Origin of the sequence: Nocardioides silvaticus (assembly GCF_003160695.1) — a bacterium.
GTDB classification, from domain to species: domain Bacteria; phylum Actinomycetota; class Actinomycetes; order Propionibacteriales; family Nocardioidaceae; genus Nocardioides; species Nocardioides silvaticus.
The window spans coordinates 71,148-95,602 of record NZ_QGDD01000001.1 but is presented as its reverse complement, the minus strand read 5'-3'; the positions used below and the strand labels follow the sequence as shown (position 1 = coordinate 95,602).

At 72.7% G+C, this 24,455-nt stretch carries 25 protein-coding genes; 14 read left to right on the top strand and 11 right to left on the bottom strand.

Features of this window, described 5'->3' with window-relative positions; all coding sequences use genetic code 11:
* The first annotated feature begins 80 nt into the window (after positions 1–80).
* Complete coding sequence (locus DJ010_RS00480; RefSeq protein ID WP_109691679.1) at positions 81–662, top strand: DUF4396 domain-containing protein; 582 nt, start codon at positions 81–83, stop codon at positions 660–662.
* Between the two features lie 26 nt (positions 663–688).
* On the top strand, positions 689–1,444 hold the full coding sequence (locus tag DJ010_RS00475; protein ID WP_211318590.1) for an SDR family oxidoreductase: 756 nt from the start codon (positions 689–691) through the stop codon (positions 1,442–1,444).
* Positions 1,445–1,539: 95 nt separating this feature from the next.
* On the opposite strand, the gene DJ010_RS22345 is transcribed toward DJ010_RS00475, so the two are convergent.
* A complete protein-coding gene (locus tag DJ010_RS22345) occupies positions 1,540–2,088 on the bottom strand; it encodes an MmcQ/YjbR family DNA-binding protein (RefSeq protein WP_211318589.1) in 549 nt (182 codons plus the stop codon).
* 36 nt (positions 2,089–2,124) lie between these two features.
* On the bottom strand, positions 2,125–2,961 hold the full coding sequence (locus DJ010_RS00460) for an aldo/keto reductase (RefSeq protein WP_109691678.1): 837 nt from the start codon (positions 2,959–2,961) through the stop codon (positions 2,125–2,127).
* Positions 2,962–3,011: 50 nt separating this feature from the next.
* Between DJ010_RS00460 and DJ010_RS00455 the strand changes: the two genes are divergently transcribed.
* Positions 3,012–3,662 carry a class II aldolase/adducin family protein gene (locus tag DJ010_RS00455; protein WP_211318588.1) on the top strand — a complete coding sequence of 217 codons (651 nt, stop codon included), beginning with the start codon at positions 3,012–3,014 and terminating at the stop codon, positions 3,660–3,662.
* 5 nt (positions 3,663–3,667) lie between these two features.
* Positions 3,668–4,594, top strand: coding sequence for a carbohydrate kinase family protein (locus DJ010_RS00450; protein WP_109692440.1), 927 nt, complete (start codon positions 3,668–3,670; stop codon positions 4,592–4,594).
* Positions 4,595–4,597: 3 nt separating this feature from the next.
* Here the strand turns inward: DJ010_RS00450 and DJ010_RS00445 are convergent, their stop codons facing one another.
* The gene (locus DJ010_RS00445; RefSeq protein WP_146207203.1) at positions 4,598–6,235 is read right to left on the bottom strand and encodes an MXAN_6640 family putative metalloprotease; all 1,638 of its coding nucleotides are present in this window, start codon (positions 6,233–6,235) and stop codon (positions 4,598–4,600) included.
* Between the two features lie 113 nt (positions 6,236–6,348).
* Between DJ010_RS00445 and DJ010_RS00440 the strand changes: the two genes are divergently transcribed.
* Positions 6,349–7,461: a baeRF2 domain-containing protein gene (locus tag DJ010_RS00440; RefSeq protein WP_109691675.1), complete on the top strand. Its 1,113-nt coding sequence runs from the start codon at positions 6,349–6,351 to the stop codon at positions 7,459–7,461.
* A gap of 1 nt (position 7,462) precedes the next feature.
* On the opposite strand, the gene DJ010_RS00435 is transcribed toward DJ010_RS00440, so the two are convergent.
* Complete coding sequence (locus tag DJ010_RS00435) at positions 7,463–8,911, bottom strand: MXAN_6640 family putative metalloprotease (RefSeq protein WP_146207202.1); 1,449 nt, start codon at positions 8,909–8,911, stop codon at positions 7,463–7,465.
* A gap of 68 nt (positions 8,912–8,979) precedes the next feature.
* On the opposite strand from DJ010_RS00435, the gene DJ010_RS00430 reads away from it, so the two are divergent.
* Together DJ010_RS00430 and DJ010_RS00425 are read left to right on the top strand one after the other, a co-directional pair.
* On the top strand, positions 8,980–10,251 hold the full coding sequence (locus DJ010_RS00430) for a DUF445 domain-containing protein (protein WP_245927113.1): 1,272 nt from the start codon (positions 8,980–8,982) through the stop codon (positions 10,249–10,251).
* 9 nt (positions 10,252–10,260) lie between these two features.
* Positions 10,261–10,506 carry an RNA-binding S4 domain-containing protein gene (locus DJ010_RS00425; RefSeq protein WP_109691672.1) on the top strand — a complete coding sequence of 82 codons (246 nt, stop codon included), beginning with the start codon at positions 10,261–10,263 and terminating at the stop codon, positions 10,504–10,506.
* Between the two features lie 12 nt (positions 10,507–10,518).
* Here the strand turns inward: DJ010_RS00425 and DJ010_RS00420 are convergent, their stop codons facing one another.
* Entirely contained in the window at positions 10,519–11,646 is a 1,128-nt protein-coding gene (locus DJ010_RS00420; protein ID WP_109691671.1) for a helix-turn-helix transcriptional regulator, read from the bottom strand.
* 140 nt (positions 11,647–11,786) lie between these two features.
* Here DJ010_RS00420 and DJ010_RS00415 point away from each other — a divergent pair, with 140 nt between their 5' ends.
* Positions 11,787–13,181 carry an FAD-binding oxidoreductase gene (locus tag DJ010_RS00415; RefSeq protein ID WP_109691670.1) on the top strand — a complete coding sequence of 465 codons (1,395 nt, stop codon included), beginning with the start codon at positions 11,787–11,789 and terminating at the stop codon, positions 13,179–13,181.
* 43 nt (positions 13,182–13,224) lie between these two features.
* On the opposite strand, the gene DJ010_RS00410 is transcribed toward DJ010_RS00415, so the two are convergent.
* The 3 genes from DJ010_RS00410 to DJ010_RS00400 are packed head-to-tail and all read right to left on the bottom strand — an operon-like array spanning position 13,225 to position 14,952.
* Complete coding sequence (locus DJ010_RS00410) at positions 13,225–13,593, bottom strand: FKBP-type peptidyl-prolyl cis-trans isomerase (protein ID WP_109691669.1); 369 nt, start codon at positions 13,591–13,593, stop codon at positions 13,225–13,227.
* 44 nt (positions 13,594–13,637) lie between these two features.
* Positions 13,638–14,069, bottom strand: coding sequence for a CBS domain-containing protein (locus DJ010_RS00405; protein ID WP_109691668.1), 432 nt, complete (start codon positions 14,067–14,069; stop codon positions 13,638–13,640).
* Between the two features lie 10 nt (positions 14,070–14,079).
* A complete protein-coding gene (locus DJ010_RS00400) occupies positions 14,080–14,952 on the bottom strand; it encodes an inositol monophosphatase family protein (RefSeq protein ID WP_109691667.1) in 873 nt (290 codons plus the stop codon).
* A 101-nt stretch (positions 14,953–15,053) separates the two neighbouring features.
* Between DJ010_RS00400 and DJ010_RS00395 the strand changes: the two genes are divergently transcribed.
* Positions 15,054–15,503, top strand: coding sequence for a DUF2231 domain-containing protein (locus tag DJ010_RS00395; RefSeq protein ID WP_146207201.1), 450 nt, complete (start codon positions 15,054–15,056; stop codon positions 15,501–15,503).
* A gap of 14 nt (positions 15,504–15,517) precedes the next feature.
* On the opposite strand, the gene rsgA is transcribed toward DJ010_RS00395, so the two are convergent.
* The 3 genes from rsgA to DJ010_RS00380 all read right to left on the bottom strand — a co-directional run bounded on the left by rsgA (position 15,518) and on the right by DJ010_RS00380 (position 19,041).
* Positions 15,518–16,537, bottom strand: coding sequence for a ribosome small subunit-dependent GTPase A (gene rsgA / locus DJ010_RS00390; RefSeq protein WP_109691665.1), 1,020 nt, complete (start codon positions 16,535–16,537; stop codon positions 15,518–15,520).
* Positions 16,537–17,841: a 3-phosphoshikimate 1-carboxyvinyltransferase gene (gene aroA / locus DJ010_RS00385; RefSeq protein ID WP_109691664.1), complete on the bottom strand. Its 1,305-nt coding sequence runs from the start codon at positions 17,839–17,841 to the stop codon at positions 16,537–16,539. The genes rsgA and aroA overlap by 1 nt, the downstream gene beginning before the upstream one ends.
* Before the next feature lie 75 nt (positions 17,842–17,916).
* Positions 17,917–19,041 (bottom strand): Ig-like domain-containing protein, encoded by a 1,125-nt coding sequence (locus tag DJ010_RS00380; RefSeq protein ID WP_109691663.1) that lies wholly within the window; start codon positions 19,039–19,041, stop codon positions 17,917–17,919.
* Positions 19,042–19,274: 233 nt separating this feature from the next.
* Between DJ010_RS00380 and DJ010_RS00375 the strand changes: the two genes are divergently transcribed.
* Genes DJ010_RS00375 through DJ010_RS00360 form a run of 5 tightly spaced genes read left to right on the top strand, consistent with a single transcriptional unit; the run spans position 19,275 to position 24,455 of the window.
* Positions 19,275–22,280: an AAA family ATPase gene (locus tag DJ010_RS00375; RefSeq protein ID WP_158282870.1), complete on the top strand. Its 3,006-nt coding sequence runs from the start codon at positions 19,275–19,277 to the stop codon at positions 22,278–22,280.
* A 57-nt stretch (positions 22,281–22,337) separates the two neighbouring features.
* Positions 22,338–22,460, top strand: coding sequence for a hypothetical protein (locus DJ010_RS22840; RefSeq protein WP_281271103.1), 123 nt, complete (start codon positions 22,338–22,340; stop codon positions 22,458–22,460).
* Complete coding sequence (locus DJ010_RS00370; RefSeq protein ID WP_109691661.1) at positions 22,457–23,140, top strand: hypothetical protein; 684 nt, start codon at positions 22,457–22,459, stop codon at positions 23,138–23,140. Before DJ010_RS22840 ends, DJ010_RS00370 begins: the two co-directional genes overlap by 4 nt.
* Complete coding sequence (locus DJ010_RS00365) at positions 23,137–24,066, top strand: ATP-grasp domain-containing protein (RefSeq protein ID WP_211318587.1); 930 nt, start codon at positions 23,137–23,139, stop codon at positions 24,064–24,066. The genes DJ010_RS00370 and DJ010_RS00365 overlap by 4 nt, the downstream gene beginning before the upstream one ends.
* Positions 24,063–24,455 (top strand): MAPEG family protein, encoded by a 393-nt coding sequence (locus tag DJ010_RS00360; RefSeq protein ID WP_109691660.1) that lies wholly within the window; start codon positions 24,063–24,065, stop codon positions 24,453–24,455. Before DJ010_RS00365 ends, DJ010_RS00360 begins: the two co-directional genes overlap by 4 nt.

Below are 24,455 nucleotides of genomic sequence, written 5' to 3'. Positions count from 1 at the left end.
GACACCCCACGAGTGTCAGCCGGCGAATTGCGATCCAGACCTGGGAATATACCCCACCGGGGTATACGTTGGAGGTCGACATGGACCACTCACGGCACCACGCACACCACGACCAGAGCACCCGGATCCTCGCGCTCGGGGCGACCCTCCACTGCCTCACCGGCTGCGCCATCGGCGAGATCCTCGGACTCGTCATCGGCACGGCGGTCGGGCTGGCGACCGGCTGGACGATCGCGCTGTCCGTCTCGCTCGCCTTCCTCTTCGGGTACCTCCTCTCGACGCTGCCGGTCCTCAAGGCCGGGCTGGGGGTCGGCGCGGCGCTCTCGGTCGTGCTGGCCGCCGACACCCTGTCGATCGCGATCATGGAGCTGGTCGACAACACCGTCATCGCGCTGATCCCCGGCGCGATGAACGCGGGACTGGTGAACGCGACGTTCTGGGTCGGTCTGGTGATCGCCCTCTCGGCGGCCTTCGTCGCGGCGTACCCGGTCAACCTCTGGCTGCTGGGGCGCGGCAAGGGGCACGCGCTGACGCACGGGTACCACGGCGCGGGCGAGGCGTCGGGCTGGCGGCGACTGATCCCGACGATCGCCACGTCCACGCTCGTCGTCGGCCTCCTGGCGTTCGCCGGTGGTGGCCTGCTGGTCTCGCTCGCCGCATGAGCTGTGTGCTCCTCTAGCCTGGGACCGTGACCAGCATCGCCGTCGCCGGCGGCACCGGCGTCCTCGGGGCCCGGATCGTCGAAGCCGTCCGCAACCACGGCGCGACGCCTGTGGTCATCGCCCGGTCGCAGGGCGTCGACCTGACCACCGGAGCCGGGCTCGACCGCGCCCTCGACGGCGTCGACGTCGTGGTCGACGCCAGCAACGTGACCACGCTGCGGACCAAGCCCGCGATCGCGTTCTTCGAGGCAGCCTGCGGCCAGCTGCTGGCCGCGGAGCAGCGGGCCGGGGTCCGGCACCACCTCGCCGTGTCGATCGTCGGCTGCGACCGGGTCGACGTCCCCTACTACCTCGGGAAGCGTCGGCAGGAGGAGCTGGTCCGCGCCGGCGGAATGCCGTGGACGATCGTCCGGGCCACACAGTTCCACGAGTTCGCCGGGCAGCTGCTGGAGCGCGCTCGCGGTCCGGTCGCCCTAGTGCCGAAGATGCTGACCCAGCCGGTCGCCGCGCACCAGCTGGCGGAGCTCCTCGTCCGCGTCGCCCTCGGTGAGCCGCAGGGGCTCGCGCCCGACGTGGGCGGTCCCGAGCAGCACCAGCTCCCGGACCTCGCTCGTCGGGTGCTCGACCGCGACGGCAGTCGCCGCAGGGTCCTCGCCGTGCCCGTCCCCGGCAGGACTGGACGCCAGATCGGCGACGGAGGGCTGCTGACCGGCGAGGGAGCGACCATCCTCGACGAGACCTTCGACACATGGCTCGGCGTGGGCCGGCAGACAGGGGCGTAGGAACCGCTCGGACTCGGGTACTTCCTCCTGCAGCGCTGCCGGCGGTGTGTGGGGCACTGTCGGCGGCGCGCCCTCCCCAGGGCTGGTTGACCCGGCTAGCGGACCCAGCGGTAGACCTGGCCGTCCCGCACCTCGACCTCGCGCGGCGGCCGCGGCCTGGGGTGGTGCCGCAGGTGCTGCAGCACGTTGTTGCGGCCACGGAGCGCCGTGCCGCGATCGGTCCAGTGCAGGTAGGGGTGGAGCAGCGGCGCGGCTGCCGCGTGGTCGTCCGCGTCGAGCAGCGCCCACGCCTCGGCCGTCGGCGGGGGCAGCTCGGGGAGGTCGTGGAGCATCGCAGGCACGCACATCCGCCATGCGTCGGTGACCAGCTCGCGCACCTCGTCGGCGCCGAGCGCGGCCAGGTTGCCGCACACCCACGGGTAGCGCAGGTCGCCGGCGGACGGCAGGAAGAACACGTCCGGAGCGGACGCGACCAGCGCGTCCCGCTCCTCCTTGGGGAAGCCGAACCCGATCTGCTGCTCGTCCTCCGAGAACGCCACGAAGACGATCTGACCGACGCGGAACTTCCACCGGCCGCGCACCTGCACCTCGTAGGCGCGGGGGAGCGCGGACGCCACCCGGCGGACGACTTCCGCGTCGGTCATGCCGGTCAGGCTAGGGCCGGGCGCCGACAGCCCCGGCTACATCTCCTCGTGCACGTCGGGGTCGCCACCGAACAGCCGCCCGTCGCTGCGCCCCAGGGCCGAGATCGCGTCGACCTCCTCGGGCTGCAGCGAGAACCCGAAGACGTCGAGGTTCGCGGCCTGCCGCTCCGCGGAGGACGACTTCGGGATCGGGAGCGAGCCGAGCTCGAGGTGCCAGCGCAGGATCACCTGGGCCGGCGTCACACCGAGTCGTTCCGCGGGACCGGCCACCGCCGGCTCGTCGTACGGCGCCGCGCGCTTGCCGAGCGGGCTCCACGCCTCGGTCAGCACGCCCAGCTCCGCGTGCGCAGCGCGCATCTCCGCCTGCGGGAAGGCGGGGTGCAGCTCGACCTGGTTGACCGCGGGGACCACGCCGGTGTCCGCGATGACCCGGTCGAGGTGGGCGCGGGTGAAGTTCGAGACCCCGATCGACCGCACCAGGCCGCGGGACCGGAGCTCGACGAGGGCCCGCCACGCCTCGGGGTAGAGCCCGACCGACGGGTTCGGCCAGTGGATGAGGTGCAGGTCGAGGTAGTCGAGACCGAGCCGGTCGAGGGACGCCTCGGTGGACGAGATCGCCTCGTCGTACGCGTGGTGACGGCCGGGCAGCTTGCTGGTGACGAACAGCTCCTCGCGCGGCACGCCGGACCGGCGGAGGCCTTCGCCCACCGACTCCTCGTTCTCGTAGTTCACCGCGGTGTCGATCAGCCGGTAGCCGACCTCGATGGCGCTCACCACCGCATCGACCGCCTCGGAGCCGCGCAGCGGGTAGGTGCCGAAGCCGATCGCGGGGATCGACCGGCCGTCGTTGAGCTCGTGGGTCGGGATGCTCATCTTCTCGAGGGTAGGCGATGGCCGATGCCGAACAGGTCTACTGTCCTGCTGTGACTGAAGCCCAGCAGCAGGTGGTGGCGGCCTGCCACCGACTGGCCGCGGAGGGCCTGCTCATCGGCACCGCCGGCAACGTCAGTGTGCGGGCCGGCGACCGGGTCGCCGTGACGGCGACCGGCGCCGTCCTCGGCGGGCTGACCGAGGAGCAGGTCGTCGAGGTCGACCTGGCCGGCCGCCAGGTGGGCGGCACCCTCGTGCCGACGTCGGAGGTCCACCTCCACCTCTCGATCTACGAGAAGTACGACGTCGCCGCGGTCGTCCACACGCACGCGCCGGTCAGCACCGCGGCCTCCATCTCCGTGTCCTCGATCCCGGTCATCCACTACCAACAGCTGCTGCTGGGCGGTGAGGTCCGGGTGGCGCCGTACGCCACCTTCGGGACGCCGCGACTGGCCGAGCGGGTCGTCGCCGCGCTGGAGGACCGGGCGGCGGCGCTGATGGCCAACCACGGAGCGGTCGCGATCGGCCCGACGCTCGACAAGGCGGTCGAGAACGCGTTGCTCCTCGAGTGGCTGTGCGGCGTCTACCGCGACGCCACGCTGATGGGGAAGCCGGCGACCCTCACCCGTCAACAGCAGGAGGACGTGATCGCGGCCGCGATCGCGCGGAACTACGGCACCGTCCAGGGGACAGAAGCGGAGTGACGAGCGTGACCAAGGTGATCTGCATCGGCGTGCACGTGCTCGACGTCCACGTGGCGACCGTCGACAGCATCCCGGAGGGCTCGAGCGGCGCCCTCGTCGACACCATCCGGATGTCGCCCGCCGGGACGGCCGGCGGCACCGCCGTCGTGCTCAGCAAGCTCGGGGCCGAGGTGGCCAGCATCGCCGCCGTCGGCGACGACCCGATCGGCGCGACGCTGCTCGGCCTGCTGCAGGCCAACGGCGTCGACACCGCGCGGGTCGTCACCAAGGGCGGCGTCCAGACCTCGGCGAGCGTGCTGCCGATCAACGGGAACGGCGATCGACCGGCCTGGCACTGCATCGGAGCCAACGGCAGCCTCACCCTCGACGACATCGACCTCGACGCCGTGCGCGCGGCAGACCACGTGCACGTCGGCGGCCCGGAGTTCCTGGGCGACGCCGCGGTCGCCGTCCTGGAGGCGGCGCGGAGCGCCGGCGTCACCACGTCGGTCGACATGCTCGCGCCGGGGGAGCCGATGTGGCTCGACGCGATCGCCGCCTGCCTGCCGCTCGTCGACCTGTTCCTCCCCAACGACGAGCAGCTGCTCGGCCTGACCGCGACAACCACGCTCGAGGACGGTGCGCAGGCGCTGCTCGACCGGGGCGTCGGCTGCGTCGCCGTGACCGCGGGCGCCCGGGGCGCCTACGTCGCCACCGCGGACCAGACCGCGTGGGTGCCGGCGTTCGAGATCGAGGTCGTCGACACCACCGGCTGCGGTGACTCGTTCTCCGCCGGCTTCCTCCTCGGTCGGGCTCTCGGCCGCGACCTCCTCGCCTCCGCCACGCTCGGCTGCGCGACCGCCGCCCAGGTGGCCCAAAACCTGTCGACCGACGCCGGGTCGTATGACCTGGCGTCGGTCGACGAGTTCGCGACGGCTACGCCGACGCGGTGAGGATCACTTGACGGTGCGTCCGGTGACCTTGTACTTCAGGCCGTCGTCCTTGGGGTTGCCGAAGCACGAGTACGGCGACTCGTTGCTCGCCCAGCACGTGAAGCGGGTGCTGGTGTTGACGAGCACCGCGTCGACGCCCTTCACGGTCTTCGAGCTGAACGGCACCGTCTTGGTCGCGTTGCCCTTCTTGTCCAGCTTGACGGTCGTCTGGTCGATCTTCCCGTTCTTCCGGTAGACGACGACGACCGCAGCGGCGCCGCGGGCCTTCGGCGGCAGGTCGAACGTCAAGCGCAGCTTCCACGCCTTCTGCGAGAGATTCTTCGGGTTGAACCGAGCGGTCGCCGACGCCATGTGGTTGATCGGCCCCTCGGCGTAGGCGGCCCTGTTGGCGGCCAGCCCGATGATGGCCGCCGCCGGCGCCGGCGTGTAGGCGTTGCCCTCGTCGTAGAACGACTTGGCGCGCCGGTTGCCGACCTGGAACTTGATGATCTCGGCGCTGATGTTGGTGCCGCGGTTCTTGAGGACGTCAGCAAGACCCTGGGTGGAGTAGCGGTCGGGGCCCGCGCCGTTGGCGGCGTCGAGCCGCTTCCAGACGTCGAGCACGAGCTTCGGCAGCTTGCCCGTCTTGGCCGGGAACTTCTCGGTCAGGTAGCGCCACCAGATCCAGGTGCCGTAGTGGAACCCGGAGAGCTCCTCGGGGTCGCCCGACCCGTAGTAGTCGATCGGGACGTTGGGGAAGGCGAGCGGGCCGGTGCCGAGGTAGTTCCGGTTGTCGTTGACGTCGTCGAACATCTCGTCCTCGACCCAGGTGGCGGTCGACTCGATGATCCAGCCGTCCTCGTAGGCGTCGTAGGCGTACTGCACCGCGTGGAAGAACTCGTGCGCCGCGGTGACCTGCATGTTCTCGAACGGCGTGTTCGTGGGGAACTCGCTGGAGTCGTAGTCGTTGTCGAGTGCGCAGTAGGCCCAGAAGCTGAAGTCCTGGTAGCCGGGGTCGCTCTCGTCGAACGGGTCGTGGGGGTCGTCGGAGGTGCAGAAGCCGTAGAGGCCCTGCGGACCGATGTCGCCGAGGTAGATGTCGACCTTGTTGTTGCTCCCGCCGAGGGCGCCGTCACGCTCGGGCGTGCGGTAGCCCGCCGCGATGTAGTCGGTGTTGATCTGCTCGATCGTGTTGAGCACGTCGGTGACGTACTGCGGGATCGTGCCCTGCACGCCGTCCGAGCCGTCGGGCGCGTTCGCGCCGGACTCGGTGTAGTGGACACAGATCTGCGGACCGCAGGTGGACCAGGGGAGAGCGCCGGGGATGTAGGGGTCGCCCCCCTCACCCGGGCGCATCAGGAAGCGCTGCGCCTGCTTGTTGTCCTCGCCCTTGAGGTACTTCATGTCGCGCTTGAGGTCGCGCAGCGCGACCGTGAGGCTGCGGCCGTCGGTCGTGCGACCACCGCGCCCGACGGCGTCGCCATCGAGGATGGCCTGGACCTCGTCCAGGGTGTCGGCGGCCGCGTCGGCCTTGCTCGACGTGGCGTCGAGGGTGAGGCCCGGGCCACCGAAGTCGTCGTCCGCGACGGCGGTCGGACCGGCCAGGGTGAGGCCGAGTGCCAGGGCAATGGGGATCGTGAGCAATGACTTGGATTTCAGCACAGCGCAGCATTGCATCCGAGCCCGTCGCGAGCCAGTCGATTCGCCCAACTTGCAGTCTCAAGGTCGTCTCGCGGCGCCCGGATCAGATCGGGTGCGGCGGGTACGGCACCTGTATGCGTCTCGACAAGATCCGATCAGTCCTGGACCGCCCCGGCCCCTACGTCACGCTCCACCTCGACGTCGGTCGCGCCAGCGAGGATGCCCGCCAGCAGCTCGACGCCCGCTGGACCACCGCTCGACACCAGCTCGAGCACGAGGGCGTCGGTGCCGACGTGATCAACGAGCTCGAACGGCGGTTCCGCGAGCCCACCGGCCTGCCCGGCGACGTACGACGGACGCTGGTGTCCAACACCGACGAGGTCCTGCTCGACGACGCCCGGGCCGGCAGCACGCCGTGGCCGGAGACCGTCGCCGTCGGGCCGCTGCCGGACCTGGCGGGCTGGATCGCGCAGTCGGACGGCGACGTGCGGTTCGCACTGGTCCGCACCGACCGGACCGGCGCCGACATCGAGCTGTACCTCGCGCCCGGCACCCGGGCGGCCACCTCGACCTCGGTGGAGGGCGACACCTTCGACATCACCAAGCTTCCCGAGGGCGACTGGGCGCAGGACAAGTACCAGCAGCGCGCCGAGAACACCTGGCACGCCAACGCCCAGCTGGTCGCCGACCGGATCGCCGCCCTGGACCAGCAGTACCGCCCGGAGCTGATCGTCGTCTGCGGCGACGTGCGGGCGCGCTCGGACCTCGCCGACCTGCTGTCCGGCTCTGCTGCCACCGTCGCCGTCGTCGAGTCCGGCGGCCGCGCGGCCGGCACCTCTGACGAAGCGCTGTGGTCCGACGTGCGCCGCCTCGTCGACGAGTGCAGCGCACGGGCGACCGACGCGCTGCTGCAGGAGCTGCAGCGAGGCACGGCCACCGGGCGCGGCGTGCTCGCCGGGCCGGACCGGGTCGCGGACGCCCTCGTCAAGGGCGAGGTCGAGCGGCTCCTCCTCGACCTCGGCGACGCGCGCGAGGTCACCGTCGACCCGGCCGACCACCCCGGCCTGGCCCTTCCCGAGGCCGTGGGTGCCGGGCCGTTGCCGGCCGACCAGGTGCTCGTCGCCGCTGCCGCGCTGACCGGCGCGAGCGTGTCGGTGCTGCCGCACGAGGTGCCGCTGCCGCAGGAGCTCGCGCTGGCCTCCGGGGTCGCAGCCACGCTGCGCTGGGACGACCGCGCTGCCGGCTGAGTCAGCGGCGGACGACCTCGGCGCGGACGGCGAACCGGGCGCCGTCGTCGAGCGGCTCGCCGCCGCAGGCGTACATCGTGTTCCGGTCGCAGCGGTAGCGCGCGGACGTGTTGACCATGGTGACGAGCACCCGGGCCACGGCGCGGACGTCGAAGCGCACGGTCGCGCCGCCCTTCCCGCGGTCGAGCCGGACGACGCGGCGCACCAGCTGCCCGTCGGTGCGGACGACGGTCACCCGCACGGCCGACCGGCGACGGGGAGCGTCGACCCGTACCCGCAGCCGCCACCCGCCGCCGCGCAGCTCTCGGGTGGGCGTGAACGCGACGTGTCGGGCGGCGAGGTGGTCGATGCGGACCCGGACCGTCTCGTCGGTCCGCGTCGGGCTCATCCGGGCCACGCTGCTGACCTTCGCCGACGGCCACGTCCTCCCCTCGGGGTAGGCGTCGGCGGGGGAGAGGTTGGCGACGGCGTACGACGTCAGCGTGGCGCGCAGCCCGCGCCGGCGCTCGAGCACGGCCTCGACCGCGTCGATCGACGACAGGTCCGGCGCCCTCCCGACCGTGTCGGCCTTGCCCCAGACGGCGCGCACGATGCGGTCGCCGTACCGCCCGGTGAGGAACTCCCACCACGCCCAGCTGCCGTAGTGCGCGTAGCGGTCGTTGGAGAAGTCGTCGAGCGGGACGGCCGGGCGACGGACGGTGCCGAACCGCAGGTAGCGGCGGTTGTCGTCGACCTTGTCGGCGAACGTCTCCTCGATCCAGGTCGCCGTCGACTCCAGCAGCCAGGGGTCCTCGCGGAAGTCGTAGCCGAACTGGACCGCGTGGAAGAACTCGTGCGCCGCCGTCACCCGGAGGCTGTCGCCCGGCGCCGCCCCGAACTGCTGGCGCGAGAAGTCGTCGTCGAGCACGCAGTAGCTCGACGCGGCGAACCGCTCGCCCCGGACGCGCCGCTCCGGCGTGCAGTAGCCGAACAGGCCGCGAGCCCCGAGGTCGGCGAGGTAGACGTCGAACCGGGCGTCCCCGCCACGGCGCCCGTCGGGGGGCGGCGGGCGGTAGCCGAGCCGGCCCACCTCGTGGTCCCACACCCGGCCGAGGGCTCGCAGGGTCCGGAGCACCCACCGCCGCGAGGGTGGGGCGTCGGTGCCGCGGACGGCGTGGTGCACGCAGATCCGGGGACCGCACGCCTTGCGGCTCGGGCCGCGGTAGCCGTCGCCGCCGGGGTCCTTCCTGCCGTCCGTCGGCCGAGCCAGCATCGCCGTCGCCAGCAGGGCGTCGAACGGACCGAGGGTCGGCCGGGCGACGAAGAGGTCGCGCATCGCGAGCGTGGAGAACGGGGTGTCCGTGCTCTGCCGTGCCGACGGCTGCTGCGGGTCCGCCCCCGCCGGACCGCCCAGGACGCTCAGCGCACCTGCGAGCAGGCAGGCAGCAGCAAGGCGTGCGGGGAAGGACACGCCCACCAGCGTCGCGGACGGACCCACCGGATCCCGGGACGACGCGCCGGGTGGGAGAGGATGGGGAGGTGACTGCGCCGATGCTGCCTGCCGACCCGCTCGTGGGAGAGGCCTCCGACGAGGTACGACGCAGCGCGCTGCGTCGGATGCGCACCGTCGCGGTGTCGCTGCTCCTGTTCGCGGCCGCCGTCTACGTGCTCACCCTCGACCAGGACGGCTTCCTCGGCTTCGTCAACGCGGGCGCCGAGGCCTCGATGGTCGGCGCGATCGCGGACTGGTTCGCGGTGACGGCGCTCTTCAAGCACCCGCTGGGGCTGCCGATCCCGCACACCGCGCTGGTCCCGAAGCGCAAGGACGACCTGGGCAAGGGGCTCGAGCAGTTCGTCGGGGAGAACTTCCTGCAGGAGGACATCATCCGCGAGCGGATCCTGTCGGTCGGGATCTCCCAGCGTGTGGCCACCTGGCTCGCCGTGCCCGCCAACGGGACCCGGGTCGTCGAGGAGGCGGCCGACCTGGCTGCGATCGGCCTGTCCAAGGTGCGGCCGGACCACATCGAGTCGCTCGTCAACGACGCGCTGACACCGCGGTTCCGCGAGGAGCCGGTCGCCCCGCTGCTCGGTGGCCTGCTGCAGGAGGCGCTCGCGGACGACCTCCACCACGGACTGGTCGACCTGGCGCTGACGGAGCTGCACGACTGGCTGATCGCCAACCCCGAGACCGTGCACGAGGTGATCGGCGAGCGAGCGCCGTGGTGGGCGCCGGACAGCGTCAACACCTACGTCATCAACCGGCTGCACCTGGAGATGGTGCGGTGGCTCTCGGAGATCCGGGCCCAACCGGAGCACCGCGCCCGCCGCGCCCTCGACTCGATGCTCACGCAGCTCGCCGACGACCTGCTCTCCGACCCGGCCACCCAGGAGCGCGCCGAGCGGCTCAAGGAGCGGCTGCTCGACCACCCCGCGGTCACCCGGACGGCCATCGCCGTCTGGAACGCCCTGCGCGAGGCGCTGGTGAAGTCGCTCGACGACCCGGAGGGCGCCGTGCACAAGCGGTTGCTGCTCGAGGTCGAGCTGTTCGCGACCCGGCTGAACGAGGACGCCGACCTCCGCGAGCGGCTCGACCACTGGGCGGCCGACCTCGCCGTCTTCGCCGTCGACCGCTACGGCAGCGAGGTCACCGCGATCATCACCCACACCATCGAGCGCTGGGACGGCAAGGAGGCGTCGCAGCGGATCGAGCTGCACGTGGGACGCGACCTCCAGTTCATCCGCATCAACGGCACCATCGTCGGTGGTCTCGTGGGCGTCGTCATCCACGCCGCCTCGCTGGCCGTTCACTAGGGTTGGAGCATGCCCGACCCCTTCGACGTGGCGATCTCCGACGAGTCGATCAAGCTCGGTCAGTTCCTCAAGCTGGCGAACCTGGTCGACACCGGCGCGGAGGCCAAGCCCCTCCTCGCGGCCGGCATGGTGCGGGTCAACGGCGACGTCGAGACCCGCCGCGGGCGCCAGCTGCAGGACGGCGACGTCGTCGCCGTGGCCGCCCAGTCCGCTCGCGTCGTCACCGGCGAGGTGAAGGACGACCTGCCCTGGTAGGTGGGCGGGGACTCAGGCGAACCATCCCGACGGCGTGAGCTCGGCGCCCATCCGCGGCACGTACTGGTCGAAGTAGATCCGCGATATCAGCTCGCGCCGCGACCGGACGCCGGCCTTCTCGAAGACCGACTTGAGGTGGTCCTGGACGGTGTAGGCCGAGAGGTGGAGGGTCGCGCCGATCTCCTTGGTGTCGACCCCCTGGAGCACCAGCTGGGTCACGTCCCGCTCGCGCGGGGTGAGGCCGAACGCGGCGACGACGAGCGCCACGATCTCCGGGGGCCGGGCCTCCTCGATCGTGATGACGACCTCGCCCTGGCGGTCGTCGCGCGACATCAAGGGGCCGGCGTGCAGCACCAGCCACATGCCGCTGCGGGTGCGGACCCGGCTGCGCGGCGGCGTGCTCGTCTCGCCCCGTCCGTAGCGCCGGGCAGCGCCCACCAGCGCACCGATCGTGGCGATCGGGTCGCCCGCGGCCTCGCCGTCCACGAGCTCGGCCAGCCGCTGCTCGGCGCCGAGGCTCATCGAGGCGATCTCGTCGTTGCTGTCGACGACGACCACGGCCGGCCCGCTGCTGTCGACGGGCGGCGGGGCGTCGGAGAGCCGGGACAGCACGCCGGTGCGGACGCCGTGGGCGAACGGCGCCGACAGCGAGGCGAGGAACTCGATCTCCGAGCGGTCGAACGGGCGGTCGTCGTCGCCACGGAAGAGCGCCATCGCGCCCCAGACCTGGCGGCCGTCCCGGAACGCCAGCCGCGCCTCGTCGCCGAAGTCGAACCGGGGGCGCATGAACGAGCTCATCCGGTGCGAGCGGTCGACCTCGCCCTCGGTGACCAGGTGGACGCCGGCCGCGGGGAAGTCCGCGGCCGCCAGCTCGGTGAACGCGGTGGCCTCGACGTGGCCGTACTCGACCAGTCCGAACTCGTGGTCGTGGTCGTTGCGGTCGCGCAGGTAGCCGTACTTCCGGGCGCTGGTCAGCAGGTGCGTGCTCGGGTCGTGGGTCGCGATGCACGCGGCGACCCACGGCAGCGCCCGCGCGATCGAGGTGACCGACTCCTCGAGGAAGGTCTCCAGGTCGAGCCCGGCGCGCGCCACCACGTCGATGTCCTGGCGGACACGAGCGGCAGTCAGGTCGCGGGTCACGGTAGTGAAGTGTCCGGGACGAGCGCCGTTCGCACCATCCCAGAAGTCTGGGTGGTCTGGACCACCCAGGTCCGCAGGCGCGGAACTACCCGAACGACAGGGATGGTCGGCGCCGGGGCGTAGACCCGACCGTTGTGGACATGAACAGCATCGATCTCGACCAGACCGCCACCTCCGTCCGCGCCGCGACCCTCGACGACCTCGAGGCCACCGGCGCCCTCCTCCGCCCCGGTTCCGAGGGGTACGACGCCGCACGCGCCGCCTGGAACCTCGCCGTCGACCTGCGGCCCGCCGCCGTCGCCGTACCGACCTCCGTCGAGGACGTCGTCGCCGTCGTCCGGGCCGCCGCCGCGGCCGGGCTGCGCGTCGTCACGATGAGCACCGGACACGGCATGGGCCCGCTGGCGGAGGCGTCCCTCGACGACGTCGTGCTGGTCCGGCTCATTGCGCTGACCGGCACGACCGTCGACCCCGAGACCCGCACCGCCCGGGTGCTCGGCGGGACCCAGTGGGGGGAGGTCGTCACCGCGGCCTCCGCCCACGGACTCACCGCTCTCCACGGCAGCGCGCCCGACGTGGGCGTCGCCGGCTACGTGCTCGGGGGCGGACTCTCCTTCTTCGGCCGGCAGCACGGCATCGCCGCCAACAGCGTGACCGCCGTGGAGGTCGTCACCGCCGACGGCTCCGTCGTCCGGGCGACCGCCGACGAGCAGCCCGACCTGTTCTGGGCGGTCCGCGGTGGTGGGGGCGGCGTCGGCGTCGTGGTGGCGCTGGAGCTGGCGCTGCTGCCGTACGCCGACGTCTTCGCCGGCATGCTGCTGTGGGACCGCGAGCGGGCGCCCGAGGTGGTCCGCGCCTGGACCGAGTGGACCCGCACCGCTCCCGAGTCGGTGACCACCTCGCTGCGGGTGATGAGCTTCCCGCCGCTGCCCGAGCTGCCGCCGTTCCTCTCCGGCCGCCACGTGGTCGTGATCGACGGCGCCGTGCTCGAGGACGACGACACGGCCGCGGCCGTGCTCGCCCCACTGCGGGCCCTGGAGCCGGAGGTCGACACGTTCGCCCGGATCCCGTCCGGGCAGCTGCTGCACGTCCACATGGACCCGCCGGCCCCGGTGCCGGCCGTCAGCGACCACGCCGTCCTCGGCGAGCTCGACGACGACGCCGTCGCCGCGTTCCTCGAGCAGGTCGGTCCGGGCACGACGAGCGGCCTGATGTTCGCCGAGCTCCGCCACCTCGGCGGGGCGCTGGCGCGCGACGCCGGGGCCGCGGGTGCGCTGCGCCGGTTCGAGGGCGACTACGCGCTCTACTGCATCGCGGTCGCCCCGACCCCGCAGGCAGCCGTCGCCGGCAAGGCCGCCGCCTACCAGGTGGTTCGCGCGATGGCGCGGTGGAGCCGGGTGGCCCTGCTCCCGACGTTCACCGAGGCGCGGGTCGACGGCAGCCGTTTCCACGACGGCGAGGACTGGGCCCGTCTGTGCGAGGTCCGCGCTGCGCTCGACCCGCAGGGGACGTTCACGACCGGCGTCGGGGGATGAAGTCCCGGCACGACGCCGGGCCCGGTGGCTGTCGAGCCAGGCGTCAGCTGACGCCGAGCAGGTCGACGACGAAGATCAGCGTCTCGCCCGGCTTGATCACGCCACCGGCCCCGCGGTCGCCGTACCCCAGGTGCGGCGGGATGACCAGCTGCCGCCGGCCGCCGACCTTCATGCCCTGCACGCCGGTGTCCCAGCCCTGGATGACCTGGCCGACGCCGAGCCGGAACTGGAGCGGCGCGCCGCGGTTGTAGGACGCGTCGAACTCCTCGCCGCTCGAGTGGGCGACGCCCACGTAGTGCACCGACACGGTGCTGCCGGGCGTCGCCTCGGCGCCGTCGCCGACGGTGACGTCAGTGATCACCAGGTCCGCGGGCGGCTCGGGGTCGAAGAACTCGATCTCAGGCTTCTCCATGCGTCCACCCTAGGTGCCTCGGTGGTCGAGCCTGTCGAGACCCTCTACGACTGGTGCACGTACGAGTCGAGCTGGTCCCGCTCGAACTGGAGCTGGTCGATCTTGTGCTTCACCAGGTCGCCGATGCTCACGATGCCGACCAGGTCGGCACCTGCGCAGACGGGGATGTGGCGAAACCGGCCCTCGGTCATCACCTTCATCACGTCGTCGAGGTCGTCGTCGGGGGAGCAGGTCTGCACGACCTCGGTCATGATCGCGCCGACCGTGTTGTCGATGACGGTGCCGTCGCTGTGCATCCGGCGCACCACGTCGCGCTCGCTGACGATGCCGTCCATCGTGCTGCCGTCGGAACTGACGATGAGGGCACCGATGTTGTGCTCGGCGAGCGTCGCGACCAGCTCCCGCACCCCTGCCTCGGGGCGGATCGTGACGACGTCCCGGTGCTGCTTGGCTTGGAGAACATCCTTGATGCGCATGTGACGCAGGCTACTCGCGGCGCGGGCTCCGGGACCAGATGTCCGAAACCGTGCCGGGCCCGCTGCCGGGCCAGTCGGGGTCGTCCTCGCCGTCGGGCATCGTGCCGAGGAACGACATCGCCGCGTCGTGGAGGTGGCCGTTGGAGGCGAGGGCGTTGCCGCCCCACGGACCGTCGGTCCCGTCGAGGGAGGTGAACCGGCCGCCGGCCTCGCGCACGATGATGTCGAGGGCCGCCATGTCGTAGACCTCGAGCTCCGGCTCGGCCGCCACGTCGACCGCGCCCTCGGCGAGCAGCATGTAGGACCAGAAGTCGCCGTACGCGCGCGTCCGCCAGACCCGCCGCATCAGGGCCAGCATGTCCTCGCCGAGCCCGCGGTCCTCCCAGCCGCTGAGGGAGGCGTAGGAGAGCGAAGCGTCCTCGAGGCGGCGGACGTCGGACACCTGGCACCGGGTGGCCTTGAGCAGCGACTTGCCGGTCCACGCGCCCTGCCCGGTCGAGGCCCACCAACGGCGCTGCAGCTGCGGTGCCGACACCACGCCCAGCACGACCTCGCCGTCGACGGCGAGGGCGATGAGGGTGGCCCAGACGGGGACGCCGCGGACGAAGTTCTTGGTGCCGTCGATCGGGTCGACGATCCAGCGCCGCTGCGAGTGGCCCGAGCTGCCCTGCTCCTCGCCGGTGATGGCGTCGCGGCTCCGCGCCTTGGAGAGAGTACGGCGGATCGACTCCTCGACGGCCTGGTCGGCATCGGTCACCGGGGTCAGGTCCGGCTTGCTCATCACGTGCAGGTCGATCGCCTTGAACCGGGCCTGGGTGAGCGAGTCCGCGTCGTCCGCCAGCAGGTGCGCCAGCCGGAGGTCGTCGGTGTAGTCGGTGCTCACGGGCTCACCCTAGCCAGACCTCGCCCGCCGTCGCCGCGGTGCGAGGGATGAACCGGTCGAGCCTCCGCTCCGTGATGCCTCACGTGATGCACTCTTTCGTCATGGAGATCAACGGTCTGCCACTGCATGCTCTCGTGGTCCACGGCGCTGTCGTCCTGACACCTCTGGCAGCCCTCGCCGCGATCGTCTACGCGGTGCCGGGTCGCTGGCGGGACTGGCTGCGGTGGCCGGTGCTGGTGGGCGCGCTGATCGCGGTCGGTGCTGTGTGGACGGCCTACCTCTCGGGGGAGGACCTCGTCGACGGGAACCCGTACGGCGGCCCGCTCGCCGAGCTCCTCGAGACCCACGAGGACCGCGCCGACATCTTCCGCTGGGCCGCCACCGGCTTCGCTGCCGCCGCCCTCGCCGCGACCGGTTTGCACCGCCGTGAGGGGGCAGTCCGCATCGTGCTCGGCGTCGTCCTCGCTGCTCTCGCGGTCCTGACGCTGGTCTACGCGATCCTGACGGGCGACGCCGGTGCCCAGATCGCCTGGTACGGCGTCGGCGACTGATCCCACGCCACTGCTCAGTAGTCGGTCACCGACCGCGCGGCGAGCAGCCGACGGAACGAGGCGACCCGCTCGGGATCGGCCTCGCCGGCGTCGATCGCCTCGTCCAGACCGCACTCGGGCTCGTCCTCGCCGTGGGTGCAGCCGCGCGGGCAGTCCTCGGTCATCTCGTCGAGGTCGGGAAAGGCCTCGATCAGGTGCTCGGGCTGCACGTGGGCGAGGCCGAACGAGCGGATGCCCGGGGTGTCGACGATCCAGCCGCGCTCCGAACCGTCCCCGGGCAGCTCGAGCATGATCGCCGAGGTCGACGTGTGGCGTCCCTGGCCGGTCACCGCGTTGACGTGGCCGGTCTCCCGCTGCGCTTCGGGCACCAGTGCGTTGACCAGCGTCGACTTGCCGACGCCGCTCTGACCGATCAGCACGCTGCTGCGACCGGCCAGCCGCTCCCGCAGGTCCTCGAGCCCGACGATCGCGCCGTCGGTCCCGCGACGGGTGACGACCCACGGCACGCCGAGCGAGCGGTAGGTCGACAGCAGGGTCTCGGGGTCCTCGAGGTCGGCCTTGGTGAGGCAGAGGAGCGGCGCCATGCCGGCGTCGTACGCCGCCACCAGCGCCCGGTCGATCCACCGCGACCGAGGCTCGGGGTCGGCCAGCGCGGTCACGACGACGAGCTGGCTCGCGTTGGCGACGATCACGCGCTCGACGGGGTCGTCGTCGTCGGCGGTACGACGCAGCACGGTCTCGCGCTCGCCCACCTCGACGATGCGGGCGAGGGTGCCGTCCTTGCCCGAGACGTCACCGACGACGCGGACCCGGTCGCCCACGACCACGCCCTTCCGGCCCAGGGGCCGGGCCTTCATCGCCAGCACCCGCCGGCCCTCGACGAGGAGGGTGTAGCGACCGCGGTCCACCGTGACGACGGTGCCGTCGACGGCGTCGGCGTAGGACGGACGCTCCTTGGTGCGGGGACGGGTGCGGCGGCGGGGACGCTCGTAGTGCTCGACGTCGTGCTCGCCGTACCGGCCCGGGCCCGCCATCAGAGCAGCGCGGCCCAGAACGAGGCGAAGTCGGGGAAGGTCTTGCTCGTGGTCGCGACGTCCTCGACGAGGGTGCCGGGCACGACGGCGCCGATGACGACCCCGGCGTGCGCCATCCGGTGGTCGGCGTAGGTGTGGAACACGCCGCCCGTCAGCCGTGCCGGACGGAACGACAGCCCGTCGGGATGCTCGGTCACGTCGGCGCCGAGCGCGCCGAGCTCCTGGGCCAGTGCGGCGAGCCGGTCGGTCTCGTGGCCCCGGATGTGGGCGATGCCGCGCAGGTGCGAGGGGGTGGAGGCCAGGGCGCAGAGAGCGGCCATCGCGGGGGCGAGCTCGCCCGCCTCGTGCAGGTCGACGTCGAGGCCCCGGAGGCCGCGGTGCCCGTCGCCCGGTCCGGCCACGGTGAGGCCGTCGTCGGCAGTCCACGACACCCGGCACCCCATCGCCCCGAGCAGGTCGCGCAGCAGGTCGCCGGGCTGGGTGGTGCGCTCGGGCCAGTGGCGCACGGTCACCGTGCCGCCGGTGACCGCGGCGAGGGCGAGGAACGGGGCGGCGTTCGAGAGGTCGGGCTCGATGGCCTCGTCGCGACCGGCGACCGGTCCCGGTGCGACGGCCCAGCGGTTGGCGTCGGCGTCGTCGACCACGACGCCGCGGTCGCGCAGCATCGCGACGGTCATCTCGATGTGGGGGAGGGACGGGACCGGCTTGCCGTCGTGTCGCACGTCGACCCCGTGCTCGTAGCGGGCGCCGGCGAGCAGCAGCGCCGAGACGAACTGCGACGACGCCGACGCGTCGATGACGACGGTCCCGCCCGGCACCGCTCCGGTGCCGACGACGGTGAACGGCAGCGAGCCGCGGCCGTCGTCGTCGACGCGGACGCCGAGTGCGGTCAGCGCGGTCAGCACCTCGCCGACCGGACGGTTGCGCATGTGCGGGTCGCCGTCGAACGCGACCGTGCCGTCGACCAAGCCGGCGACCGGCGGCACGAACCGCATCACCGTGCCGGCCAGCCCGCAGTCGACCTCGGCTGCGACGGACCCGGCCGACGCCGACAGGGGCGTGACCGCCCAGTCCTCGGTGGAGGTGTCGACGGGCGCGCCGAGCGCGGTGAGGGCCTGCGCCATCAGCATGGTGTCGCGCGACCGCAACGCACGTCGTACGACGGACGGCCGGTCGGCCAGCGCCGCCAGCACCAGCGCGCGGTTGGTGAGCGACTTGCTGCCGGGGAGCGAGACCACGGCCTCGACCGGACCGGTCGCCACGGGCGCGGGCCAGGGGTCGGCGAGCGTGGCGGAAGAGGTCATGACCGGCTCATCCTAGTGAGACGCGAACGGCCCCGCGTGCCCGGAGCACGCGGGGCCGTCCCCAGCCGTGACTGCTTACCGGACGGTCAGCGTGACCGAACCGGACGCCGGGTCGGCCTGGGCCGACCCGCCGAAGACCACGTCGTAGGTGTGCTGACCCGGCGAGACCGAGCCGGGGACCCGGATCCGGAAGTAGTTGCCGGTCGCGACGATGGACTTGAGCTCCACGCCACCTTCGCTGATCGTGATCGTGCCGCCCTTGGCCCGACCCTTGGAGATCACCTGGCCGGAGACGAACGCGGTGTTCTTCTGGTAGGTGTTCTGCGGGTTGAGCTTCAGCGAGCTGGTCGCCTTGTCGACCGTCACGGTCACGGTGCCGGTCGTGCTGAGGCCCGTCGCGTCGGTGGCCGTGAAGGTGAAGGTGGCGACCCCGGTGAACCCGCCCTTGGGGCGGTAGATCGCGGTGTCACCCTGCACGCGCGCGAACCCGGAGCTCGGCTTGCCGACCTTGTAGGTGAGCGCACCGCCCTCGGGGTCATAGGCCTCGAGCGGGATGTCGGCCACCGTGTTGAACGGGGTCTCGGCGCTCGCGTCCACCACGACGGGAGCGCCGACGTTGGTGAACTTGTAGGTCGTGTCGCCGAGCGTCATCGAGCGGATGGTGTCGTCGCCCTTGACCCCCGACCCGAGCGACCAGCCGAACGCGTAGACGTGCGCGTCGGGGAAGGCCGCCCGCCACTGGTCGAGCGTCCCGTTGTTGGGCGAGCCGAACCCGCCGGCGTGCGAGGGCGCGCCGTCCTTCACGAACTGCTTCGAGTCGTTCGAGAGCCACCAGTTGTCGCCGTACAGCGGGGCGCCGCTGGCGTAGGTCGGCTCGCCGACCAGGATGCCGTCGAGGGATCCGTTGCCGTCGAAGTCGGTCACGAGCTGCATGCCCGGTCGCAGCGTGGTCGTCATGTCGTTGCGCACCGAGTCCATCGCCGGCTCGCCGACGTCGGCGAGGTCGGCGGACACCTCGAAGTAGCCGGCCGCCTTGTCGGTGGACGTGGTGCCCTCGGTCCAGACCCGCACGCCGTCGGCGGTGAAGTCGTTGTGACCGGTGGTCCGGGTCAGGCTGGTGTCGAGCTGGGCCGGGGTGATGTAGACCGTTGCCGCATGGGCGGGAGCCGGGGCGAGGGCGACGAGAGTCGCTGCGCCCAAGGCGCCGGCCGCTGCCAGAGCTGGAAGTCGACGTCCGCGCGACGCCGTGAGTGAACCCATGATGGTGCTGCCTTCCTGGAGAGAGCTGGGGTGACGCCCACCCCGAGAAGTGTGTGACCCGGGTCACGGAAGCACGAATGTCGACATTCGGCGGCAGATTGCAGAATTTGCAGGACGTCACAGCCGCAGGCGCGCGGCAGCGGCGGGCCTCTGTCTCTGGCACCCTGTGGGGCATGACAGCGACCGGGCCACGCCCGGATCCGGGCTTCGTGGGGCGCACGGAGGAGGTCGCCCGGCTGTCCGCTGCTCTGGAGCTGGCGCTCGAGAGCAGCTCCGCTCCGTTGTGCCTGGTGGTCGGCGAGGCCGGCATCGGCAAGTCCCGGTTGACCGCTCGGGTGGCGGCGCACGCCCGCGAGCTCGGTCTCGACGTCGGCTGGACCGAGGCGGAGGAGGGGGCCGGACCGTTCTCCGCGCTGGCCGGCCTCAGGGCCCGGGGCGACGACGCGCGATCCGGTGACGACGCTCGCTGGGACCGGCTCGAAGCCGTGGCTGCGGCGATCGCGGCGCGGGCACCGGTGCTCGTCGCCATCGAGGACTTCCACTGGGCCGACGACTCCTCCGCCTGGGTCGTCGAGCGGCTCGGACGTCAGCTGCAGGGTGTCACCGCTCCGCTCCTCGTCACCGCGCGCTCGGACGAGCCGGGCACGACCAAGGTCGCCGGCCTGCTCGCGTCGGCCGACCACGTCGTCCGGCTGAGGGGGATGACGCTGGAGGAGACCACCCGGCTCGCCGAGCTCACCGCTCCGGGGACCGACGTCGACGGCGCCCGGCTCTGGGAACGTACCGGGGGCGTCCCGCTGTTCGTCCGCGAGGCCGCCGTCCTCGCGGAGGAGGGCGGGGGGCCCGAGGGCGGCACGCCCTCGCTGGCGACGGAGGTGCTCCGCCGCAGGTTCGAGCGCCTCGGCCCCGAGACCGCCCGCGTCCTCGCGGCCCTCGCGCTCGCGCCGGGCGCCACCTCGCTGCTCGTCCTGGCCCGCGCGCTGGACCGCCCGGTCGATGCGGTCGCCGCAGCCATCGACGTGGGCCGCGCCGAGGAGCTCGTGGTGGACGAGCACGGCGGTGGCATCCGGTTCCGGCACGCCCTGCTGGCCGAGGCGTCGGCCGACCAGCTGCCGCCCGCCGAGCAGCGCGAGCTCCGGCTCCACCTCGCCACCGCGCTGGAGCTCGAGGGCGACGACCCGGCCCTGTCCCGTGCCGCAGAGCTCCGGCTGCGCGCGCTGCCGGCCGGGGACGTCGACGCGGCCGCGACGGCTGCGCTGGAAGCCGTCGTGGTGCTGCGAGCCGCGGGCGACGACTCCGCGGCGTCGGCCCTGGCCCAGACGGCGGTCGAGGTGCTGACGACGTACGGCGCTGCCGCTGAGGTGATGGCGGCGCTGCACGTCGAGCGGGGTGAGTCCCTGTTCGAGCTGGGGGACGCGGCGAGCGCCGGCATCGCCTTCGCGGCTGCAGTCGAGCTCGCGCCGGGCGACCCGACGCTGCGTGCCCGCGCCGAGACCGGCGCCGCCTGGTTCGCGAACCCGCTCGTCCCGGACACGGCCACCTTCGACCGACTGGCCGCCGCGGCCGCGGCCCTGGACCCTGCGGACTCGGCCCTCCGGGTCCGCCTCCTCGGGCGGTTGTCGGCGGCGAGCATCTCCCATCCCGCCGCGCGCGAGCAGGGTCGGCGGCACGGGGAGGAGGCGGTGGCGATGGCGCGCCGGCTCCGCGATCCGGCACTGCTCAGCCAGGCGCTGGCCGACCTGCACCTGGCACCGGCCACTCCTGAGGAATCGGTGGTCCGCGAGCGGGCCGCCGATGAGATCGTCACGCTGGGTGAGCGGCTGGGCCGTCCGGAGGTCGCTCTCCTCGGCTACGAGTGGCAGTTCGGCGAGCGGTTGGCCCGCGCGGACCTGCCGGGGGCCCAGGACGCTCTCGCGCGGCTCGAGCTGTACGCCCGGCTGTCCTCCTCGCCGCGATGGCGGTTCGCCGCCGGTCTCCGCCGCGCGACCATGGTGTGCCTGTCAGGTGATCGGGAACGGTGTCTCGAGGTGCTCGAGTCCGAGTTCGAGAACGCCGGGCAGTGGATCCATCCCGAGGAGCTGATCGGGATCGGGATGACGTTCCGCGCAGCGACGGCCTTCATCTACGGCATCCCGGACCCGGTCCTCGCCGATCGGGTGATCGCCAACCAGGACGCGGCAGACCTGCTGGCCGCGCCGTTCGTGCAGGCCAGCCTCGCTCTCGGCGTCCTCGCACTTGCCGACCACGAGGCGGCACGGGTCCACCTCGGTCTCGCGGTCGCCGGACTGGACGTGCTGGCCACCGGGCTGGAGTCGGTGTTCGCCCTCAACGCCTGCGGCGTGGTCGCCGGCGTGACCGGCGACGTCGCGGCGGCCCGCGCGCTGCGCCCACGGTTGGAGCCGTTCGCCGACCGGCTCTCGTCGGGCAGCGGGTCGGTCGTGGTCCCGGTCGCCACCACGATCGGTCTCTTGTCCGATCTCGAGGGCGACCACGACGCTGCCGTCCGGTACCACGAGCGGGGGGTCGCGATCGCGGAACGCGTGCAGTCGGCGGTGCTGGCCGACCGCTGCCGCGAGCTCGCCGGGCGCACGGCGCCGTCGGTCGCGGCGGCAATTCCCACCGGGCGCGGTGCCATCACCCGCCAGGAGGACGGTTGGTCGTTCTCCTCCCCGTTCGGGACCGCGCTGGTCGAGGAGTCGCGCGGACTGCTCCAGCTGGTCGAGGTGCTGCGGGCGAACGGGCGCGAGGTCACCGCGCTCGACCTGGCAGGCTCGGGATCGGGCCCGGCCGTCGCCGTGCAGCACGACCTGGGGCCGGCGCTCGACAGCCGGGCGAAACGGGAGTACCGGGCCCGGATCGCCGACCTCCGCGAGGAGATCGACGACGCGGAGGACATGAACGACCCCGACCGGGCCAGCCGGGCGCGGTGGGAGCTCGACACCCTGCTGGAGGAGCTCGGACGGGCCGTCGGCCTGGGCGGCCGGGACCGACCGCAGGGCGCGACCGACGAGCGGGCCCGGGTCAACGTCACCCGCAGCATCAAGCGGGCCATCAGCGCCGTCGGCGCGGTCGCGCCGGAGCTAGGGGCGCACCTGGAGGCGTCCGTGCGCACCGGCCGACAGTGCCGTTACCAGCCCGACCCGGCCGCGGCGCTGACCTGGGAGGTCACCGCCTCCTGACCGGCGGGGGACCTGGCGACGGAACGATGTTCCGCCGCGACGGAACGCCCTCGGGGCATGAACGCCATCATCCAGTTCCTCGCAGCCGACCCCCGTTTCCGCATCCTCGCCCAGCTGACCTGCGCGCCGTACCGACCCGGCACGGGCTCCGCCGTGACCGACGAGCGGGCCGCGTCATGAGCGCGCTCACGTCCGTGCGCCCTGTCGTCGGCCAGGCCTCCCGGCGCAGCGTGGCCTACGCCTTCCTCGCGGCCGCGGGCTCCTGGCTCGTCTACGTCGCGCTCATCGCGACCCTGACCGCCGACTACGAGCAGGCGCTCGAGAAGGCTGCCGACGCGTCCGGCACCGCCGTCAACCGGTTGCCGGCCGAGACGCTGGCCGAGCTCGCCGCCGAGCACCCGGCCAGCAACGTCACCGGCGTGTTCCTGCTCCTGGTGCCGGCCCTCCTCCTCATCGCCACCCGGCGCTTAGCCACGATCACCGGCGACCGCTGGGGTGTGCGGTTCGGGTGGGCCGGCGCCGTGGTCCTGTGGTCCTACCTGGGGCTGACCTTCGGCCTGCTCGCCGACCCGGACTCGTTGCCGCCCCTGACCCGCGACCTCGACGTCCTGACGGTGCCTCTCGTCTCGGCCGGCTCCGTCCTCGGCATCGCGGCCTTCGTGGCCTCGGTGCTCGCCCTGCGCCGCCACGGCTGCAGGCGGGTGGCGTGCACGGTCGCCGTCGTCCTCGTCGTCGCCGACCTGGTGATCAGCACGGTGCTGCTGGTGACCTCGGGGTTCGACGAGCCGATCGCCCCCATCGCGCTGCTGCCCGCCGAGCTGATCGTCGGCATCGCCCTGCTGATCGGCAGCCGGCGATGACCACGTCCCCGGCACTGGACCTCGTCGTGGTCGCCGACCCGCTCGACCGGCTCGACCCGGCCGTCGACACGACGCTCGGCGTCGTGTCCGCCGCGCTGGCCCGCGGGCACCACGTCCGCGCCTGCGGTCCGGCCGACCTCGCGATCGTCGACGGCGCCGCGGTTGCCAGGACCTACGACGTCCGCCGCGGCGATACCCGCTGGACCCGGCTCGACGACGCCGACGCCGTGCTCCTGCGGACCGACCCGCCGGTCGACCGCGCCTACCTGGACGCGACCCTCGTGCTCGACCGGGTGGACCCCGCCCGCACGCTGCTCGTCAACGACCCCCGCGGGGTGCGGATCGCCAACGAGAAGCTGTGGGCGCTCGAGCACGCCGACCTCGGCCCGCCGACGCTGGTGACGGCGTCGGCCGACCAGATCGCCGACTTCGTCCGGCAGCACCGGACCTGCGTGGTCAAGCCGATCGACGGGTTCAGCGGTCACGGGGTGCTGCGCCTCGGTGACGACGACACCAACGCGGCGTCGATCATCGAGCTCTCCACCCACGGCGGCCGGCGCCAGGTCGTCGTCCAACCCTGGCTGGAGCGGGTCCGTGAGGGCAACAAGCGGCTCTTCGTGCACGACGGGGAGCCGGTCGCCGCCGCCCTGCGCTTCCCCGTCGAGAACGGGGACTTCCGGATCGGACTGCCGGCCCGGATGGTCGAGGTCGACGACCGCGATCGCGAGATCTGCGACCGGCTGCGGCCGGGCCTCCGCGAGCTCGGCCTGTTCCTCGTCGGCCTCGACGTGATCGACGGCCTGCTCATCGAGGTCAACGTGACCAGCTCCGGCGCCCTCCGCAAGTGCGACCGGCTGCTCGGCAGCACCCTGTGCGCCGACTTCGTCCAGCTCATGGAAGAGACCATCCGAAGGAGAACGTCATGACCACCGCCATCATCTGCATCGCTCTGCTCGCCGCCCTCCTCTTCGTGCTGGGGTGGAACGTCTCCCGGATCCGCGGCTCGCGCGGCGATGACGGCGAGCAGTTCCCGACCGCGCCCGACGACGCGCTGTTCGTCGCGATCCGGGCCCACGGCAACGCGACCGAGTACGTGCCCACCCTCGCGCTCCTCATCCTCGTCATCGGGTCGCGCGACCCGGCGACCTGGATGCTCGTCGTGGCCGCGGTCGCGACGCTGTCGCGCTACCTGCACGCCGTGGGCGTGCTGTCCGCCGGCGACATGGGCAAGGAGAACCTGCTCCGCCTCGTCGGCGCGGTCGGCACCATCCTCAGCGGCGTGACGCTCGCCGTCGCCGCGGTCCTGGTGATCTGA